At 31.0% G+C, this 19,906-nt stretch carries 12 protein-coding genes and 2 pseudogenes; 8 read left to right on the top strand and 6 right to left on the bottom strand.

Annotated features, from left to right (window positions below; translation table 11 throughout):
- Positions 1 to 251 (top strand): LysM peptidoglycan-binding domain-containing protein (locus IEW75_RS16035; protein WP_229714363.1); only part of this gene is annotated, 251 nt, incomplete at its 5' end.
- Between the two features lie 75 nt (positions 252 to 326).
- Positions 327 to 1,298, top strand: coding sequence for a DUF4837 family protein (locus IEW75_RS00955; RefSeq protein WP_134248170.1), 972 nt, complete (start codon positions 327 to 329; stop codon positions 1,296 to 1,298).
- A gap of 80 nt (positions 1,299 to 1,378) precedes the next feature.
- On the opposite strand, the pseudogene IEW75_RS15980 reads toward IEW75_RS00955, so the two are convergent.
- A pseudogene (locus IEW75_RS15980) lies at positions 1,379 to 2,270 on the bottom strand (S66 peptidase family protein).
- Positions 2,271 to 2,372: 102 nt separating this feature from the next.
- On the opposite strand from IEW75_RS15980, the gene metG reads away from it, so the two are divergent.
- Both metG and IEW75_RS00940 read left to right on the top strand, forming a co-directional pair.
- Positions 2,373 to 4,430: a methionine--tRNA ligase gene (gene metG, locus IEW75_RS00945; protein ID WP_188703943.1), complete on the top strand. Its 2,058-nt coding sequence runs from the start codon at positions 2,373 to 2,375 to the stop codon at positions 4,428 to 4,430.
- 75 nt (positions 4,431 to 4,505) lie between these two features.
- Complete coding sequence (locus IEW75_RS00940; RefSeq protein WP_134248169.1) at positions 4,506 to 6,629, top strand: Tex family protein; 2,124 nt, start codon at positions 4,506 to 4,508, stop codon at positions 6,627 to 6,629.
- A 291-nt stretch (positions 6,630 to 6,920) separates the two neighbouring features.
- Here the strand turns inward: IEW75_RS00940 and IEW75_RS00935 are convergent, their stop codons facing one another.
- From IEW75_RS00935 to IEW75_RS00925, 3 genes are all read right to left on the bottom strand, one after another.
- Positions 6,921 to 7,487 (bottom strand): sigma-70 family RNA polymerase sigma factor, encoded by a 567-nt coding sequence (locus IEW75_RS00935; protein WP_134248167.1) that lies wholly within the window; start codon positions 7,485 to 7,487, stop codon positions 6,921 to 6,923.
- A 17-nt stretch (positions 7,488 to 7,504) separates the two neighbouring features.
- Positions 7,505 to 11,548, bottom strand: a complete 4,044-nt coding sequence (locus IEW75_RS00930; RefSeq protein WP_134248166.1) for a PAS domain S-box protein — start codon at positions 11,546 to 11,548, stop codon at positions 7,505 to 7,507.
- A gap of 105 nt (positions 11,549 to 11,653) precedes the next feature.
- Positions 11,654 to 12,451 carry a sensor histidine kinase gene (locus tag IEW75_RS00925; RefSeq protein ID WP_134248165.1) on the bottom strand — a complete coding sequence of 266 codons (798 nt, stop codon included), beginning with the start codon at positions 12,449 to 12,451 and terminating at the stop codon, positions 11,654 to 11,656.
- Between the two features lie 193 nt (positions 12,452 to 12,644).
- On the opposite strand from IEW75_RS00925, the gene panB reads away from it, so the two are divergent.
- The 4 genes and pseudogenes from panB (at position 12,645) to IEW75_RS00905 (ending at position 15,142) form a co-directional block, all read left to right on the top strand.
- Positions 12,645 to 13,463, top strand: coding sequence for a 3-methyl-2-oxobutanoate hydroxymethyltransferase (gene panB, locus IEW75_RS00920; RefSeq protein ID WP_134248164.1), 819 nt, complete (start codon positions 12,645 to 12,647; stop codon positions 13,461 to 13,463).
- 2 nt (positions 13,464 to 13,465) lie between these two features.
- Positions 13,466 to 14,437 carry a 2-hydroxyacid dehydrogenase gene (locus IEW75_RS00915; protein ID WP_134248163.1) on the top strand — a complete coding sequence of 324 codons (972 nt, stop codon included), beginning with the start codon at positions 13,466 to 13,468 and terminating at the stop codon, positions 14,435 to 14,437.
- An 18-nt stretch (positions 14,438 to 14,455) separates the two neighbouring features.
- Positions 14,456 to 14,816, top strand: a pseudogene (locus IEW75_RS00910) (VOC family protein).
- A 38-nt stretch (positions 14,817 to 14,854) separates the two neighbouring features.
- Positions 14,855 to 15,142, top strand: a complete 288-nt coding sequence (locus IEW75_RS00905) for a TM2 domain-containing protein (RefSeq protein ID WP_134248162.1) — start codon at positions 14,855 to 14,857, stop codon at positions 15,140 to 15,142.
- Between the two features lie 607 nt (positions 15,143 to 15,749).
- On the opposite strand, the gene IEW75_RS00900 is transcribed toward IEW75_RS00905, so the two are convergent.
- Both IEW75_RS00900 and IEW75_RS00895 read right to left on the bottom strand, forming a co-directional pair.
- Entirely contained in the window at positions 15,750 to 16,571 is an 822-nt protein-coding gene (locus IEW75_RS00900) for a BT1926 family outer membrane beta-barrel protein (RefSeq protein ID WP_134248161.1), read from the bottom strand.
- An 82-nt stretch (positions 16,572 to 16,653) separates the two neighbouring features.
- Positions 16,654 to 19,548 (bottom strand): coiled-coil domain-containing protein, encoded by a 2,895-nt coding sequence (locus IEW75_RS00895; RefSeq protein ID WP_134248160.1) that lies wholly within the window; start codon positions 19,546 to 19,548, stop codon positions 16,654 to 16,656.
- Positions 19,549 to 19,906: the final 358 nt, after the last annotated feature.

The raw sequence follows: 19,906 nt of genomic DNA, 5'->3' as shown, positions 1-19,906 counted from the left end.
AAATTGGACAACGTTTAACAATTTATCCTAGAAAATTTAATGCAGTTTCAAGCTCAAAACCAGAACAAACAACTAAATTTTTTAATGATACGGCGACCACCGAGATCTACACTGTAAAGTCCGGAGACTCATTGTGGTTGATTGCTCAAAAATATTCAAATGTTTCTGTCCAAAATATTAAAGATTGGAACAATATTTGGAGTGTTAAAAGCTTAAAACCAGGAACCAAATTAAAAATTTTTAAAATTTGATGGATTTTTAAAATTGGTTTCAATATCGAACGCTTGAAAATCAATTGAAATAATTAATAAACAAACATTCTAAAAATGAAAAAAATTACCTTATTACTTATAATTACCACATTATTTATTTCTTGTGATGGAGATTCAAAAAAAGTATATAAAGAAGCAAACGGAAGAATTAATCATTTATTAGTGGTTATGAAAAACAGTGAATGGCAAGGAGAGTTAGGAGACGAGCTTCGAAAAATTATTGCTGAACCTGTTTTAGGGTTACCACAACCAGAATCGCAGTTTGAGGTGACCCAAGTGCCACCAGAAAGTTTTAACAGTATGTTTAGAGCCACCAGAAGTGTATTAAAAGTTGGTATTAGTGATGAAACTTCTTTTTTAGTAAGTTCAAATGTTTATGCTGCCCCTCAAAAAATTATTACTATTACTGGAAAAAATAAAGAAGCATTAATTGCTGAAATTAAAAAAAACAGTAAAAAAATAGTAGAGATTTATAAAAATGCAGATTTAATATCTGCTCAAAATAGTATCTTAAAAAAGTTTTGGGATCCAACACAAATTGAAACTTTTGTAAAACAAGGGTATTCTCTTAAAATTCCAAGAAATTATAGTAAAGTAGAAGACAATGGAGAATTTGTTTGGTATCGTTATCATTTAAATGGCGACAACAGTATGGAATTAATTACTTATACCGTTCCTATTACCTCTGAAGATGATGAGAATGGAAATAATATTGTTGCTATTCGTAATGCTTTTGGAAAAAAGAATATTCCTGGTCAAATTGAAGATTCTTATATGATTACTGAAGAAGCTTATTCTCCACATATATTTGAAGTTGAATTGGATGGCAAAAAAGCCTTTGAAACACGTGGAAAATGGGAAGTTAATAATGTATATATGGCGGGTCCTTTTTTAAGTTATACCGTTGTTGACAAACCAAATAATAGACTGGTGGTAGTTGAAGGATTAACATTTGCACCTTCAATTAATAAACGAGATTATATGTTTGAACTAGAAGCTATTTTAAAAACCTTAAAAATCAACTAAATCTAATTAAAAACTTAAATAATTAAAAATAAGCGAAGTATCTTAATATTATAAACAGATATAAGGTGCTTCGTTGAGGTTTAAAACAATAAATGTGTTTTATTTTCCCCAACTTCTAAATGCAATCTTCTGTCAAAAAACAGCGCTCTATTGTCGTTTAAATGTCCTGCAGGAAAGTTAAAAACTATGGGGAAATTATACTCGGAAACATGGTCTAAAATAATTTCTTTAGTAGTGTTACCAAAAGGAATTTTATTGTCGTGCATAGCAGTCATTCCGCCTATAATTAAACCCTCTAAAGTATCAAAATACCCGTTTCGTTTTAGATTCATTAGCATTCTGTCAATATGATATAAATATTCATCTAAATCTTCAAAAAACAGTATTTTTCTATTGGTTTTTATGGTTGATTTACTTCCTAATAAGCTATATAACATGGATAAATTTCCACCAACTAATTCCCCAGAGGCAGTTCCTAATTTATTTTCTCTTGAAGTTGAAATTTCATAAGAAATAGTTTTTCCAAACAAACATTTTTTAAAGAATTTAAGGATTCAATGGTATTCTTTTCAACATTTAAAGGCATTGTTGCGTGTAACGTTTGAAAACCTAAATTATGAATTTGATTGTGCAAAACCGTAACATCAGAATAACCAATAATCCATTTTGGTTTTTTTTTGAATTCAGAAAAATCTAATTTGTCTATAATACGAACTGACCCGTAACCACGACGTGCACACCAAATTGCTTTAATATTTGGATTATCTAGCATTTTTTAAAATCTGTCCTACGTTGTTCGTCAGTTCCGGCAAACTGATGTTCTTCAAAGCCAATACTTTCACCAATTTCAACTTGTAATCCCCATTCTTTAAGTAATTCTATGGCTGGTTGAATTTCAGGTAAAGAAATTTTTCGAGCAGCAGAAACAATGGCAATTGTATCATCTCTCTTTAGAAATGTTGGTTGTTTCATATAAAAATCAAATAAATCAAACTGCAAATTACGAAAAGCCAATTAACTTTTCATTTTTCTGATAAACAATCCTTATTTTTGCACTTTCATAAAACCATTTTGATGAGCAATTCAAAAAGATATACTATTACAGCCGCTTTACCTTACACAAACGGCCCCGTTCATATTGGACATTTAGCAGGTGTTTATGTGCCAGCTGATATTTATGCACGTTATTTACGTAACACAGGAAATGATGTGTTATATATTTGTGGATCGGACGAACACGGTGTGCCCATTACGTTAAAAGCAAAAAAAGAAGGTGTTTCTCCACAAGATATTGTAGATAAATATCATGCAATTATTAAGCAATCTTTTAATGATTTTGGTATTTCTTTTGATAATTATTCAAGAACTTCAGCAAAAGTTCATCATGATACTGCTTCAGAATTTTTCAAGAAATTATATGACGAAGGTAAGTTTATTGAAGAAGCTTCCGAACAATTGTACGATGCCGAAGCAAATCAGTTTTTAGCTGATAGATTTGTAGTTGGAACTTGTCCAAAATGTGGAAATGATGAAAGTTATGGCGATCAATGTGAGCAATGTGGTACTAGCCATAATGCAACAGATTTAATAAATCCGAAATCGGCAATAACAGGAAATGTACCAACTACCAAAGTAACAAAACACTGGTATTTACCATTAGATAAATATGAAAAATGGTTGCGCGAATGGATTGTTGAAGGTCATAAAAACGATTGGAAAACAAACGTATTAGGCCAAGTAAAATCATGGTTAGACGATGGTTTAAAACCGAGAGCAGTAACACGCGATTTGGATTGGGGAATTCCAGTTCCAGTTGAAGGTGGCGAAGGAAAAGTATTGTACGTTTGGTTTGATGCGCCTATTGGTTATATTTCATCAACCAAAGAATGGGCGGCACGTGAAGGAAAAGACTGGGAACCATATTGGAAAGATGAAAACACCAAATTAATTCATTTTATTGGAAAAGATAATATTGTTTTTCATTGTATTATTTTCCCTGCGATGTTAAAAGCCGAAGGAAGTTATATTTTACCCGAAAATGTGCCTGCAAATGAGTTTTTAAACTTAGAAGGTGATAAAATTTCAACATCTAAAAATTGGGCTGTTTGGTTGCACGAATATTTAGAAGATTTTCCTGGAATGCAAGATGTTTTGCGTTATACGTTGACTGCAAATGCGCCAGAAACTAAGGATAATGATTTTACTTGGAAAGATTTTCAGGCAAGAAATAACAACGAATTAGTTGCTATTTTTGGAAACTTTATTAATAGGGTAGTAGTACTTACAAATAAATATTATGAAGGTGTTATTCCAGAACCAAATGAGTTTACAGATGTTGATAATGAAACCTTAGAAAAATTACAAAAATATCCATCAATTATAGCGAGTTCTATTGAGCGTTACCGCTTTAGAGAGGCCTCACAAGAATTAATGAACTTAGCCCGTTTAGGAAATAAATATTTGGCAGATGAAGAGCCTTGGAAACAAATAAAAACAGATCCAGAACGTGTAAAAACTGTTATGTATGTAGCGTTGCAAATTGCTGCCGCATTAGCTGTTGTTTGCGAACCATTTTTACCATTTTCTGCTGAAAAATTGAAAGGTATTTTAAATATTTCTGAAGGTGTCGCTTGGAATGCAATTGAGAAATCAGAAACATTAATTGCACCAAATCATAAAATTGGAAAAGCAGAATTGTTGTTTTCTAAAATTGAAGATAAAGACATTCAAGTTCAATTGGATAAATTAGAAGCTACAAAAGCAGCCAATGAAGCTGAAAATAAAGTAGTTGAGCCACAAAAAGAAACAATCGAGTTTGATGATTTTACAAAGTTAGATATGCGTGTTGGAACCATTATTGAAGCTGTAAAAGTACCTAAAACTAAAAAGTTGTTACAGCTTAAAGTTGATGTTGGTATAGATACTAGAACCATTGTTTCCGGAATTGCCGAAAGCTTTAAACCTGAAGATATTATTGGACAAAAAGTAACGGTTTTGGTAAATTTAACACCACGTAAATTGCGAGGTGTTGAAAGCCAAGGAATGATTTTAATGACAGATACTCCAGATGGTAAACTTGCTTTTATTGAACCAGAGAATGATTCAGTAAAAAATGGTGAGCAGGTAAGTTAAAATTAGTTAGAAAATATATTAAAACCCTGAACTTGTTTCGGGGTTTTTTGTTAATTTCATTTTTAAAAAAGCAAAATGCAAATCTTAAACTTCATACAAAACAAAACAAATCTTCCTTCAAAAGGAATAGAAAACACGATTCAATTATTAAATGAAGATTGTACTATTCCTTTTATTTCTCGTTATAGAAAAGAATTAACAGGGAATTTAGATGAAGTTGAAATTGGTGCTATTGTAACCTATAAAATGCAGTTTGAAGAACTTGAAAAGCGAAAAATAACAATTTTAAAAGCATTAGAAGAGCAAGATGTTCTAACAGCCGAATTAAAACAAAAAATTGAGGCTACAACAGACTTAACGGTTTTAGAAGATATTTACCTTCCTTACAAGAAAAAACGCAAGACAAAGGCTGAAACTGCGCGTAAAAACGGATTGGAACCGTTGGCAAAGATTATTATGAGTCAGAATGCTACTGATATCCATTCTATAGCCTCTAAATATAAAAATAATGCTATTGAGACGGAGGAGGATGCTTTAGCGGGAGCTCGATTTATTATTGCTGAATGGATAAATGAACGTACTGATGTTCGAATTAATATTCGATATCAATTAGAACGTTTTGCCACTATAAATTCCACAGTGGTAAAAACAAAAGAAAAAGATGAAAAAGCTCAAAAATTTAGAGATTATTTTGAATGGAATGAATCTTTAAATCGAATTCCTTCACATCGATTATTAGCAATTCTAAGAGCCGAAAAAGAAGGGTTTATTCGTATAAAAATTGAAATTGATAACGAACGAGCATTGTCAAAAATTGAAGCCAGCATTATTCGATCCAACAACAATTGTTCTTCTCAAATTAAATTGGCAATTCAAGATGCTTATAAACGTTTGTTATTTCCTGCATTATCCAATGAAATATTAAATGCTTCAAAAGAAAAAGCAGATGCAAGTGCTATTAAAGTTTTTGCTAAAAATTTAAAGCAATTATTATTAGCAGCGCCATTAGGCGAAAAAACTATTTTAGCTATAGATCCTGGTTTTAGAACTGGTTGTAAAGTAGTTTGTTTAAATGCACAAGGTGGTTTAGAATATAACGAAACTATATATCCACACGCACCAAAAAATGATTCTTTGGGTGCAATGAAAAAAATAAATTCGTTAGTTGATGCTTATAAAATAGAAGCAATTGCGATAGGAAACGGAACTGCATCACGTGAAACAGAACAATTGATTCGTAAAATGCGATTTAATAAAGATGTAGAAGTTTTTGTTGTGAGTGAAGCAGGTGCAAGTATTTATTCGGCTTCTAAAATTGCAAGAGATGAGTTTCCAAATTACGATGTTACAGTGCGTGGTTCGGTTTCAATTGGTAGAAGATTGGCAGATCCGTTGGCTGAATTGGTTAAGATTGATGCAAAATCTATTGGAGTAGGACAATATCAGCACGATGTTGATCAAGTTAAATTAAAAAGTTCGTTAGATACTGTTGTAGAAAGTTGTGTAAATTCTATTGGTGTAAATATAAATACAGCAAGTGTTTCTTTATTAAGTTACGTTTCGGGTATTGGACCAAAATTGGCCGAAAATATTGTTAAATATAGAGATGAACACGGCGCATTTACATCTAGAAACGATATTAAAAAAGTAGCTCGTTTAGGAAACAAAGCTTTTGAACAAGGTGCAGGTTTTCTGAGAATTAAAAATGCTAAAAATCCTTTAGATAATTCAGCGGTACATCCAGAAAGTTACGTAGTTGTTGAAAAAATGGCAAAGGATGAAGGTTGTACTGTTGCTAATTTAATTGGAAATAAGGAGTTACTTCAAAAAATAAAATTAGAAAAATATTGTACAAAAAAAGTTGGCCTTCCTACTTTAAAAGATATTATTGGTGAATTAGAAAAACCAGGGCTAGATCCTCGTGAAACTGCAAAAGTATTTACTTTCAATCAAAATATTAGAACTATTTCTGACTTACATGAAGGTCAATTATTACCTGGAATTGTAAATAATATTACCAATTTCGGATGTTTTGTAGATATTGGAATTAAAGAAAGTGGCTTGATTCATGTTTCAAACCTATCGGATAAATTTGTAAGTGATGTTAATTCGATTGTTGCATTAAACCAACAAATAATAGTAAAGGTTTTGGAAATAGATATTGCTAGGAAACGCATTCAACTTGCCTTAGTAAAATAGCCGTTTTACTAATTTAATTAAGTTGTGGTACTATAGTTTTTCTTTTAAGTTATTTTCCATGGTTCTTTTTTCTTCATCGCATAAACATTGATTTTTAGTACAGTCGATTGTGCGTTTCTTTTTATAACATTTAGACAATATGCTATTTTGTTTAACGTATTTTCCACATTTTTTGCATAAAAAAAGATGTAAATTTAACTTTAATAATTCCAAAAAAGAGGCTTCTTTATATTGGCTCTTATCGCAAATTGTTGTGGCCTGATTGCAAGTTAATTTCATTTAATAGGATTGTTATTTTTTAAACCAATTATCTTCCATACATTTTCTCAATTGAGTGCGTGCTCTATGAATAATTACCCAAAGATTTGACGAGGTTATTTCTAATTCCTTACATATTTCTTCAGTTTCAAATTGTTGTATTGTTTTCATTCTAAAAACCATAGCATATTTTTCGGGTAAGCTATTAATACAATTTTCTAAGGCAATTGTTAATTCTTTGTTTTCTATATTTTTTTCTATTTCAGCATTCCAATCTGTTGGAACTCTTTCTTCAATCCAGTCGCCTTCAAGTTCTCCATCTGAATAAAAATTCATTTTTACTTCAGCTTTACCTTTTGCGGAGTTTATTTTTCGATAATAATCAATAATTTTTCTTTTTAATATTGATATTAGCCAGGTGCGTTCACTTGCTTTTCCTTGAAAATTATCTTTTGCGTTTAATGCTGCAAAAAATGTGTCTTGTACAAGGTCTTTAGCTTGATCGTGGTTGTTAATTCGACTAATAGTATAGTTAAACAGGTAGTCTGCATAAAGAGGCACCCATTTTTCGGGGTTTAAAGTATGTTTTTTAACAGCCATTTTATTTAAACTTAAAGCTAAACTATTTGATTTGTATAACGTTGTATTAATTCAAATATTTTTTTTCTATCAATAGGTTTGGTAAGGTAATCATTAAATCCCTTACTTAAAGCATTTTCTATATCGGACTCCATTGCATACGCAGAAAGTGCAATTATTGGTAAATTAGGTTTTTTGGCTTTAATTTGAAGCATCGCTTCGTTTCCATTTACTATAGGCATTTTTATATCCATAAATACCATATCAATTTCTGGGTTTGTTAAAGCTAATTCAATGGCCTCAGCACCATTATGAGCTTCAATAATTTTATATTTAGAATTAGAAAACAACTCATTAATATAAAGCATATTGTACTCTTCATCTTCGGCTACTAGTAAAGTAATATGTTTGTTTTTTAATGTATTTATTATAGGGATATCTTTTTCTATATTCATACTACTTGTGGGTTTTTTAACTTTTTTATATGGAATGGTAAAAAATACTGTAGTTCCTTTATTGTTAGACTCTAACCATATTTTCCCATTAAAGAGTTCAACAAATTTTTTGGATATTGCCAATCCTAAACCAGTACCTTTTTTTTGTTTATTTAAATCTAAATCTCCTTGAATAAATCTATCAAAAATTGAATCACGTAATTTAGAATCGATTCCAATTCCAGTATCTTTTACATGAAATTGTAGTTCATTATTTATAATTTGGTAACCAATTTCTACACTTCCTTCATCTGTAAATTTAAATGCGTTTGATAATAAATTTGTTAGAATTTGATGTAATTTGGTTTTATCTATTTTAATAAAACTATCATTATCTGCTAATCCTTTTTTGCAGGTTAAAATCAGATTGTTTTTTTGAGCAATTGGATTATAGAATGCGTGAAGGCTATCTACTAAATTATTTAAATTTACAGTATTAAAACTTAGTTGAACAGCACCGGCTTCAATTTTTGAAATATCTAAAATATCATTTACAATAGAGAGTAATTTTTTACTACTATTTATTACAATTTTAGCATATTCTTTTCGGACATTTTCTGGTAAATTTGAATTTGAGAATAATTCAGAGAAACCAATTATACCATTCATAGGAGTTCTAATTTCATGGCTCATATTTGCTAAAAAAGCGGATTTTAATTTGTCTGATTCTTGTGCTTTTACAAGTGCTTCTTTTAAATCTTTTGCGGCATTACTTTTTTGAATGGCTATACTAATTTGATTTGCAACAAACTCTAATAATTGCAAATCATTTAAGTTGTAAGCTTCTGGATCGTTATAACTTTGTACAACTATAGCACCAAATACTTCGGTTTGAGATTTTAGCGGTGCACCTGCCCATATTTTTGTAGGTTCACCAATTAAATCAACAATACCTTTTTTAATTAGGTTATGGTGATTTTTAGTGTTGACTAATAATGGTTTTGCATTTTTTATAACATAGCCTGTTAAAGAATTTTGCACCGAAAAGACTTCAGTATTATCTTTCTCATCTACAACAAAAGGCAAGGTTATTAAATCATTCTCTTTTTGATATAGTGCAATATAGAAGTTAGTAGTATCTATAATTTTGTGTAATTGATTTTTTATAAACGTACTAAACTCATTAAAATCATCTAAGGTTAAAGCTGCTTTTGAAATATTGTATAAAACATCTTCTAATTCTTCTTTTTTTACTCTTTCTGTAATATCTCTAACAACTGCGTGAATTCTTATTTTATTATCACCTTCTTCAATTTTAGTTAATGAAACTTCGGCTGGGAAAACGCGTCCTTTTTTTGTTTTATGATACCACCTAAACCTTGAACTTCCGTTATCTAAAGCAATTTTCATTAATTCTTCAGCTTTATGAAATGAATTTTCGCCATCTGGTTGTTCTAGCGGAGAAACTTCTGAGGGGTGTAATTTTATTAAAGATTCTTTATTAGGATGTCCAAATATTTTTAACGTAGCTTCATTACAATCTGTAAAAACACCGTTTTTAATAATTAATACAGCATCTATTGATTTCTCGAAAATGTCTCGATATTTTTTCTCGGACTTTTCTAACAATTTTTTCGAATTTATGATTTCTGTAATATCATTCCCTAAAGATGCTACACCAGTTACATGGCCTTCGCTATTTTTTAAGGTTACATTATACCAATTACATATAATTTCTTTACCGCTTTTTGTAATATTTTTATTGGTATTTCGATATCCACCTTTTTGTTTTAGTAAATCTCCCCAAATTTCATCTATTTCTGAATGTGCATTTTTAGGAAGAATTAAGTCCTTTATGTGCTTTCCAACTGCTTCCTTTGCTGTAAATTCAAAAATTCTTTCGGCGGAGTTATTCCATTTAATTACTTTAAAGTTTACATCCCAAATAATTGAAGCTAAAGGAGTATTGTCAAATTGATTTTGCAATCTTTGATTACTTTCATAAAATAAATCTTCGGTTCTTTTTTTATCAGTAATATCTTCTACAATTGCTTGAATATGAGTAACATTTTTGTTCGCATCTTTGGTAAAATCGAACCTTGCTTCAATCCATTTAATTATTGCTTGTTTTGTAACAATTCTAAAGGGTTTTGATTTAAATCCTTTTACTTTTTTTTGCTTTATTTTTTTAAATAATACAGACCGAATTGCTTCTAAGTCTTTTGAATAAACCAACTCATGTACATTTAATTTTCCAGTTAAAAAGTCATCTTGTGTATAGCCAAATAAATTTTCAGAATTTTCAGAAGCAAATAATACAGGAAAATTGAATTCATTTTTACATAATATTGCAATTGAAGGACTTTTATTTATAATATTATAGGCTTCTTTTATTTTATTTTCAGATATTTTTTTATCAGTAATTTCCTGAAAAATAATTAGCATTTCATTTTTAGATGGAATAATTCTATTTTCAAACCATTTATTCCAGGGGGCAAAATAGTTTTCAAAATTTACTGGTTTTTTTGTTTTTAATGCGCGCTGGTATTCGTCATAAAAAATATCGCCTTCTTTTTCTGGAAATTCACTCCAAATATTTTTCCCAATAAGATCAATAGCCGATTTACCAAGTAATTTAGCGGCTTGATTGTTGGTATATAGGTAATTAGAATTTTTATCTAAAATTACAAATCCATCTTTAATACTGGATATTGTATTGGATAGTAGATTTTTTGTGGTATTTAGTTTTTGTTCAAAAATTACATTTTCAGTAATATCTTGTGCTATTCCAATAATTCTTGAAACTTTATTATTTTCAAAAATTACAGTTCTTTTTTCAAGAATATATTTAATGAATCCTTTTTTAGTTATAATCCGATACCTTAAATCTTTATTTGAATCTTTTATTAATTTTTTTAAATTGAAATTAATAACTTTTTGCTTATCATTTGGATGCACAAATTGAAGTAAAAAATCGATGCTTAATGTTTTTTTGTTTGGTGTTGTTTCAATTATTCTAAATAGTTCATCTGTACATTCAACTTCTTTAGTTTTTAAATCGTAAAACCAACTTCCTATTTTAGCAATAATCTCAGATTCTTTATACCTATTTTCACTATTTATTAAAGCTTTTCGCCCTGCTATCTTTTTGGTAATGTCTTCAATTGATACTATAACATTATTAAATTCCCCATTAGAATCTTCAATTAAATTAAGTTTACTAAGTACATCAAACTCTTTACCATCTATAGTTTTGTTAACAGATTCAATTTCTGTTTCTTTTACACCGCATAAAATTGCTATTATTAATTTACGAAACTCTTTGTTAGATTTATCGGTAAAAACCTTATGTATATTTTCAATTAAATCTTTTTTGTTTTTAGCATTATATAATTCAACTGCCTTTGCGTTTACATCTTTTATAGTAATCAGTGAAATTAGTTTAGAAATTATTTTCGGATTGCTTTGAACGCATGCTTCTAAGGTAGTGTTGTTTTTTTTAATTACTGAATTAATGAATTTTTTAGCTTCCGTAAAATCTTGTATTATCAAGGCTACAGGGGCATATTCAAAAAATGAAAAGTAGTTACCAGTACTTGATTTGGAGTTGTTATTTAATGGCAAATTTGCAGCTTTGAGTTTATTCATTTTAATTATCTTCGTTGGGGTTTATGAAAAAGTTAAAGATACATAAAATTCTATATTTTTTTATTTCATTTATTTTCTAATATAAAATAGTGTATTATGTAGGGTTTATTTACAAATAGGTAATGTAATTGTTACGGTAGAACCTTGATTAATTGTGCTATGTATAGAAAGAGTACCGTTATGTTTTTTTATTATATTTTGTGCAATGGAAAGTCCTAAACCTATGCATTTTTTTTTATCAACATCATAAGTATTTACTACAAAAAAATCATTGAATACGTTTGCTAGATCATTTTTAGAAATTCCTATTCCCTCGTCAATTATCTGGGTCGTAATCGCTGTACTGCTGGTAGTAACGCTAATTGTAATTTTAGAATTTGGTTCAGAAAATCGAATAGCATTACGGAGTAGTTGCTTTAGAACTAATGTTATTTTTTCAGAATCTATGTTTATTAAAATAGCATTATTAGGCAAATTTTTGACTACTGTTATATGCTTATTTTGTAATAATAACATGTTGTTATTTATTACATTATTTATAAGCTCAGTGTACTCTTCTAATTTAAAATTATACAGGTAGTTAGCAGAATTAACTTGATGATATGTTACAAAAGTATTAAGTAAGCTAATTGCGTATTGAGATGACTCTTTTACAATCTCAAGGTGTTTTTCGAGTTTATCTTTAGGGTAATTTTCAGCATTTTCCGACATCATTTCTGAAAAAGAATATGCGATACCAATTGGGTTTTTTAAATTATGAGTGAGTGCAGAAATTAATTTGTTATGTTTAGTTGCTTTATCTGCTAATAAATTATTAGTTGCTTTTAATTTTAGACTTAAATCAATAATTCTTTCCTCGAGTTCCTCGATATATGTTTCATAATATTTCTGTGATTTTTTCAATTTGTATTATTTTTAAGTAAAAATAATTTTAATATCATTACAATCAAAGTTTTATATTTAATATTATCAATGTTCATAGTAATTTAGGATATTTTTGAATTTTTTTAGAGATATTTTAATTTTCAAACATCTAAACTGATGCAACAATTCTGAATTTTCATTACTTTTACCCTTTATAAATAAAACCAACATAATGTCAACTTCAAAAAAAGATTACAAAAGAATTACTACTAAGAGTTTAGTAGAAATGAAAAAAAATGGGGAAAAGATTGCGATGCTTACTGCGTACGATTTTACCATGGCAAAAATTGTTGAGAATGCTGGAATTGATATTATTTTAGTTGGAGATTCTGCTTCTAATGTTATGGCGGGACACGAAACTACATTACCAATTACCTTAGATCAAATGATTTACCACGCTAGTTCTGTGGTAAGGGCGAGTGAAAGAAGCTTAGTAGTTGTTGACCTACCTTTTGGAAGCTACCAGGGTAATTCTAGAAGTGCATTGGATTCCGCAATTAGAATTATGAAAGAATCTGGGGGTCATGCAGTAAAACTTGAAGGAGGAAGCGAAATTAAAGAATCAATCTCAAGAATCTTAACTGCCGGTATTCCTGTTATGGGGCATTTAGGTTTAACTCCGCAATCTATTTATAAATTTGGAACTTATACCGTTAGGGCAAAAGAAGAGGAAGAAGCAGAAAAATTAAAAGAAGATGCTTTATTATTAGAAGATCTTGGCTGTTTTGCGTTGGTATTAGAAAAGGTGCCAGCTAAATTAGCCAAAGAAGTTGCGCAAAGTGTTTCAATACCTGTTATTGGTATTGGTGCTGGAAATGGCGTTGATGGTCAGGTCTTAGTAACTCATGATATGTTAGGGATGACCCACGAATTTCATCCAAGATTTTTGCGTAGGTATTTAGACCTATATGTTGAAATGACAGGTGCTTTTGAAAATTATATTTCAGATGTTAAAAGTAGGGACTTCCCAAATGATAACGAACAATATTAATTGTGAAAATTTTACATTTAGATACAAATCATCCCTTATTAATTGATCAATTAAGTGATTTAGGATGTATAAATGTGGAAAACTATATAGCTTCTAAAACTACTATTGAAGATATTATATCGGATTTTGATGGTGTTGTAATACGTAGTAGATTTAAAATTGATAAAAGTTTTATTGATGCTGCAACTAAATTAAAGTTTGTTGCTAGAGTTGGAGCTGGTTTAGAAAGTATAGATGTTGAATATGCCGAAGAAAAGGGAATTCATCTTATTTCTGCACCAGAAGGTAATAGTAATGCTGTAGGAGAACATGCCTTGGGAATGCTTTTAGCCTTGTTTAATAATTTAAAAAAGGCTGATCTTGAAATTAGAAACGGAAAATGGCTTAGAGAAGAAAATAGAGGCGTTGAACTAGAAGGGAAAACCGTAGGCATTATTGGTTACGGTAATATGGGTAAAGCTTTTGCTAAAAAATTACAAGGCTTTAATGTTGAAGTTATTTGTTACGATATTAAGGATGGTGTAGGAGATGAATATTGCAAACAAGTTACCTTAAATGAATTACAACAGAAAACAGATGTTTTAAGTTTGCACACACCTTATAATCAATTATCGTATCAAATGGTTGATACAGGTTTTATTAATGCTTTTAAGAAGCCATTTTATTTGATTAATACTGCACGTGGTTCAGCTGTTGTAACGGCTAATTTGGTTGATGCCATTAAAAATAATAAAATTTTAGGTGCGTGTCTTGATGTGTTGGAATATGAAAAACTATCTTTCGAGAATTTATTTGAAAATAAGAATTTACCTGAGCCTTTCGAGTTTTTAATTAAGGCGTCTAATGTATTGTTATCTCCTCATATTGCTGGATGGACTAAAGAATCTAATGTTAAATTGGCACAAACTATAGTAGATAAGATAAAAGTTATTTTTTTTGCTGATAAGGAATTTGAAAAGAAGCAATTTCAATAACTTAAAAAAGTTACTGGAATTGGTGGGCGTTTCTTTAAAAGTACCAATCCTAAAGAAACAAAAGAGTGGTACAAAAAGCATTTAGATTTTAATGTAGATGAATGGGGAGCTTGGTTTTGGTGGAAAGATATAAAGGGTGTGTGCTACTCAGTGGAGCCCATTTGATAAAAACACGAATTACTTTGAGCCTTCAAACAAAGAATTTATGTTTAACTACCGCGTAGATAACCTTGAGGAACTGCTGCAGGTGTTAAAGTATGAAGGTGTTACAATTATTGGTACAATTCAAGAGCACGATTATGGTAAGTTTGGATGGATTTTAGATAATGATTGTAATAAAATAGAATTATGGGAACCTAAAGACAATGCTTTTCTTTAAATAAAAAAATGTAAATTTAACCTACAAATATAAATATCATGAATGTAATTGATGAAAATGGAAATATAGTTCCAAACAGTACAGAAGAAAGTAAAAGAGTACTTGCTGGTATTTTAGGTATTTTACTAGGCCCTTTTGGGGTTCATAAATTTATACTGGGTTATACAACTCAGGGTATTATTTTATTAGCAATTACTGTTGTTACTTGCGGTATTGGTGCCGCAGTAACAAGTGTTATTGGTTTAATTGAGGGTATTATATATTTAACAAAATCTGATGAAGAATTTGTTTATATGTACCAAACAAATAAAAAAGAATGGTTTTAAAATAAGATATAGTGTAGTGGTAGCACGGTTTTTCTAACACGTTTGTCATACCTGCGTAAGCAGGTATCTATTATATGGTTTTTATGGATTAGCTACGCTGAACCTAAAGGGTTGCCTGTTTTCACAGGAATGACAATAAGGTTGAATTTATATTAAATTTTAGGGTACCACGGTTTTTCTAACACGTTTGTCATACCTGCCTTTCCACTTCGCTCAAGATAAACTCTGGGAGGTATCTATTATATGGTTTTTATGGATTAGCTACGCTGAACCTAAAGGGGTGCCTGTTTTCACAACAATGACAATAAGTTTAAATTTAATTAAGGTTGTTAAAGATTAGCTACGCTGAACCTAAAGAGGTGCCTGTTTTCACAGCAATGTCATCGCAAGTTTTAGTTGTTTTTAAATATTGTCTTTGAAGTGTTATCTAAATACGTTTGTCATACCTGCCTTTCCACTTCGCTCAAGATAAACTCTGGCAGGTATCTATTTACATGGTTGTTAAGGTTACCTTTTTTCAAAGGAAAGACAGGTAGTTTGAATTTTAAACAAAAAAAAGGCTACCAATGGTAGCCTTCTTAATAATTTAGTAATCGTATTACACAAGTTAAAATTTAAACCCAAGTTTAAAAGAAAATTGGGCAAAAAATGATACTGTATCGGTTTCAGATTCAAGGTTCATTAAACCTGGACCAGGATTTTTTAAACTAGCTGCGTACGTGTAAGAAACTGGTTTTATATCAAAACCAAAGAATACATCTTTCACAACATAATAATCAACACCAGCAACTGCTTGTACTCCAAAAGCGGCAATGTCTACGTGACGCGCTCCTAGATCAGTAATTGTTGGGTTTCCTGTGTTATCAACCGTTATTGTTGGATCGTATAAAGATTGTCTGGCATAATTAAATGGTAGTGCAAAACCTAAATAAGGAACTAACCTATCATTATTAGTTTTAAACATCCATTGGCCACCAACTGTTACGTTTAAATCGATTCTTTCATTAGCAACAACTGCGTTATACCCTTGTATAATTTGGTTACCGTTAGCATCTACTACAGCAGGTATGTTTAATTGAGCAGGAGTATTACGTAAAATAGCACCTCCACCAAATGAAAGAGCAAATTTATTTCCTACATAATAGCGCCCTTCAGCACCTACCATATTAGAAACACTGTTGTTGTTAGCATCTACGGTATTAAGGTAAGGTGCATCACCACTAACAGATGAGAAAGAACTTGGTACAGTTAAACCACCGTTTAGGTATGCTCCACGACCAAAAACCATTGCTGCTGTAAAGTCACCTTTTTTAGGTGCAAATGTTTCAACTTCACAGTTATCACAATCTTGGTTGGAAACTTTATCTTGAGCACTTACACTTGTTAGTGTAAAGGCAAGGATAAAGCATAAAATTAAATATTTTTTCATATGTTTTAGTTCTTTAAGAGTTATAATTTATTTTATAAAGGGCTGCCTAAACAGCCCTATATTTTTTATCCTAAAGAATCTTTTAAGATGCTAATGCAGCCTCCATTAATGCTTTATATTTAGCAGCTAATGCCATTGCGCTATCGTAACGTGCTTGCCATTCAGCAACTGCAGCTTCACGAACTTCAATGTATTCATCCCAACCAGATTGGTTAGCCATAAATAAAGCCAAAGCTTCTTCAGCAGCTGCTAAATCTTCTTGTGCACCTGCAATACTATTCCAACCGTCGTTATCATATAATTGTTCAATTTTCCAACGAATATCAGCTAAATTATCATCAAACTTACTATTAAGATTATCAAGAATTGCTTGAATATTGTCTCTTTCAGCAATTACAAGTATTTTTTCTAATCTAATTTGTAACATTTCATATTGAATTGCTACTACTTGTGCTTCTAAATCAGCATCTAAATCACCATCAATATTAACTTCCATATACATGTCATATTGAGCTTTCATGTCAGCCAATACTATTGTAACAGCATCTAATTTAGGTTGAATCAAGTCAATATCATGTTGCGCTCCATCAATTTTAAGTTGAAGACACTCTTCATCACACTCTTCTAAGTCTAATAATTCAACTGTTACATTGAATAACTCAGCAGATAAAGTTAATGCATCGTCTCCATCCTCGTTTTCATAAACAACATGTGGATTAGCAGCATCATCCTCTACATCATATAAAGTATCACCAGCGTCAGCAGTGTCTATATCAACACCACCAATTTGTATCCAAGCATTATCAACAGCAGTCTTAGCTTTAAGAGCAGCTTTATCTGCATCTTCTTTAGCTTTTACAGCCAAATCTACAGCTTCTTGTCCACCATCAAATAATTGTTTTTGGTAGTCGTATACTGCTTGTAATTCTGCGATATTTTTTAATTCATCTGTAGCTTGTGCTTGTAATACAGCAAGTAATTGACTAGCATTCCAAAGTACAGCCTGTGCATTTAACGTATCGTTATATGCATCACCAACAGGGGAAGTTTCTCCATTAGCATCTGGTGTAGAATCGTAACCCGCTTGAGGATCGGTAGATTCTAAATAACCATCAGTATCGAAATCTCTATTTTCAAATGCTTCAGAACCTAACATATTTGTTGCAACATTAAATGTATACAAGTTAGAAACACTAGTATCATCAGCTTCAACTTCTAAGTAAATAATAGAGTAGATGTCTTCACTTGTTGGTACTGATACAAGGTATGTAATTTCAGTATCATCAGCTCCAGGGTTAGCCGAACCTGAAGAAGTGTTATCTCCATTAGTCCAATCACCATTTTGTTCCCATAATTGGAAATCTGCACGAGAATCCATTAAATATACTCCTGCTGTTGAACCTGGGATAGAATTATCTATTGCATATGCAGCAATTTTTGCATCCATATCTAAAAGTACTTCAGCTTGAGTCATTTTAGTAGAACCTAAAGTACTAGGAGTCCATTCAGTATTTCCTGGGATTTTAGCCCATCCAGTTACTTCTACATAAGTTTTAGAACTAGTAAGGTCATCATCATGTTTTCCAATAGTTCCTAAGTCATCAACAATTGTTCCCATAGGAGCATCAGCAAAGGCAAGATCACCATCAACAGATCCAGTTGGGTCAGCACTAAAAGTAGCTTCAGCAAGATCATAAGCATCTTGAGCTACACCTAAAGCTTCTTCTGCATTAGATTTAGCAGTTTCAGCAGCAACTATTTGAGCAGCTAAAGTTCCACCTTCATAAGTGTTAATTGCTTCTTGTAAAGCAGTTGCAGCATTGTTGTATGTTACAGTAAGCGCTAAGAAATCAGCTTCCATAGTACCTAAAGCGCTATCAGCGTCAGCAGCATCGATACGAGCATTTACATACTCTTCTTGTAAGTTTGTAGCAGGGTCATATTTTTCACCTTCTGCATCAACATCGTCTTTTCCACCAGCATCTTTTGTGTAATATCTAGTTCCGTGGTAAGTTAAAGGATCATCAGACCCATCATTATTAACCATAGCACCTAAGGCTTCTACAGCATCAGCTAAAGCTTGTTGAGCATCCTCTACACCTTGTGTAGCAGCTTCAAGAGCGGCAGGGTAATCAGATATAGCATCAGACCATTTTTCAATATTTTTTTCAATATCTGCAATTTCATCAGCCCACCCTGTACTATCTTGCACAAAACCTTCATAGTCATCAATGAATCGTTGTCTATTATCATCAGTACCTTCTAATAATTCATCAATTTCTTCTCTTTTTACATCTTCTGCAGCTGATAAATCATGTTTCAAAGCAATTAATTCTTCTAATCTTTCTTCCCATGCAGTAACTTGAGCAGGTAGAGAAGTTGGGTCATCTAAAATTGCTTCTAACGCAGCAACTTCAGCTAATTTCATTTCAACTTGTAAAGCGGCTACATCAACCATACCTTGAAGGGCAGTTTCTTGATATCCTTCATATAAGTTGTTGTCTCTCATGTAAATTGCTTGAGCAAGTTGAAGAGCTTTTTCATTTCTTTTTTTAAGAGCTTCTTTACCTTCTTGTAAATATCCCTTATATTCTGTAAGATATTCTGCAGCTACTACAGCTCCTGCTTCTTGTAATTCAAAAGCAAGTTCTGCAAGGTAAAGGTTTAAATCTGCTTGCGCTTGATCAACAAGTTGTTGAGCAGCTTCATTTGCAATTTCTAATCCTTCAACTTCTGCTAAAGTGTATGCAGCATTGGCTTGTTCAACAGCAGCGTATGCTTCATTAAGTGTAGCTTGAGAGGCTCTTAAAGCCGCTTCAGCATTTTGTACTGCAGCTTGTGCAGCTAATAGGTCAGCTTGTCCCTCGTAAATAGCTTCAACTACTGGAGATACTTCTGTATCTATACAGGAAGTAAAACTAACACTGAATAAGGTAGTCATCATCAGAACTACCGACAATTTTTTTAAATGTTTCATTTTGTAACTTTTTAATTAATATTCTTTAAAATGTAAATAGGTTAATAAACTTGTGTTATTACAATTAGTTAACAAAACTACATAATTTTTTTTATTATGCAATAATTGATTTGCTAAAACTATTAAATTTTTGGTTTATGTACATCTTATTTATTATATGTAGCTATAATGTGTTAGAGTACAATGGTTTAAAAAGAGGTGTTTAATTCGTTTTTTTGGTGGTAATTTATTTTTTACATAAAGAATTGCCTTAAAAATGATAAATATTCATTTTTTAAAAGTTTTTTTTGTTATTAAAAGGCGAGTTTTGCCTTTAGAAGTGATAAAATGGCACTTTTTAACCCTATTTTTTGCAGAT

Source organism: Lutibacter litoralis, from assembly GCF_014646675.1.
GTDB lineage: Bacteria > Bacteroidota > Bacteroidia > Flavobacteriales > Flavobacteriaceae > Lutibacter > Lutibacter litoralis.
This window is presented reverse-complemented; position numbering and strand designations above follow the sequence as displayed.

Excerpts from the sequence above, each read along its gene's own strand:
- IEW75_RS00955 (WP_134248170.1), top strand. The coding sequence starts at position 327 with ATGAAAAAAATTACCTTATTACTTATAATTACCACATTATTTATTTCT.
- metG (WP_188703943.1), top strand. The coding sequence starts at position 2,373 with ATGAGCAATTCAAAAAGATATACTATTACAGCCGCTTTACCTTACACA.
- IEW75_RS00940 (WP_134248169.1), top strand. The coding sequence starts at position 4,506 with ATGCAAATCTTAAACTTCATACAAAACAAAACAAATCTTCCTTCAAAA.
- IEW75_RS00935 (WP_134248167.1), bottom strand. The coding sequence starts at position 7,487 with ATGGCTGTTAAAAAACATACTTTAAACCCCGAAAAATGGGTGCCTCTT.
- IEW75_RS00930 (WP_134248166.1), bottom strand. The coding sequence starts at position 11,548 with ATGAATAAACTCAAAGCTGCAAATTTGCCATTAAATAACAACTCCAAA.
- panB (WP_134248164.1), top strand. The coding sequence starts at position 12,645 with ATGTCAACTTCAAAAAAAGATTACAAAAGAATTACTACTAAGAGTTTA.
- IEW75_RS00905 (WP_134248162.1), top strand. The coding sequence starts at position 14,855 with ATGAATGTAATTGATGAAAATGGAAATATAGTTCCAAACAGTACAGAA.
- IEW75_RS00900 (WP_134248161.1), bottom strand. The coding sequence starts at position 16,571 with ATGAAAAAATATTTAATTTTATGCTTTATCCTTGCCTTTACACTAACA.
- IEW75_RS00895 (WP_134248160.1), bottom strand. The coding sequence starts at position 19,548 with ATGAAACATTTAAAAAAATTGTCGGTAGTTCTGATGATGACTACCTTA.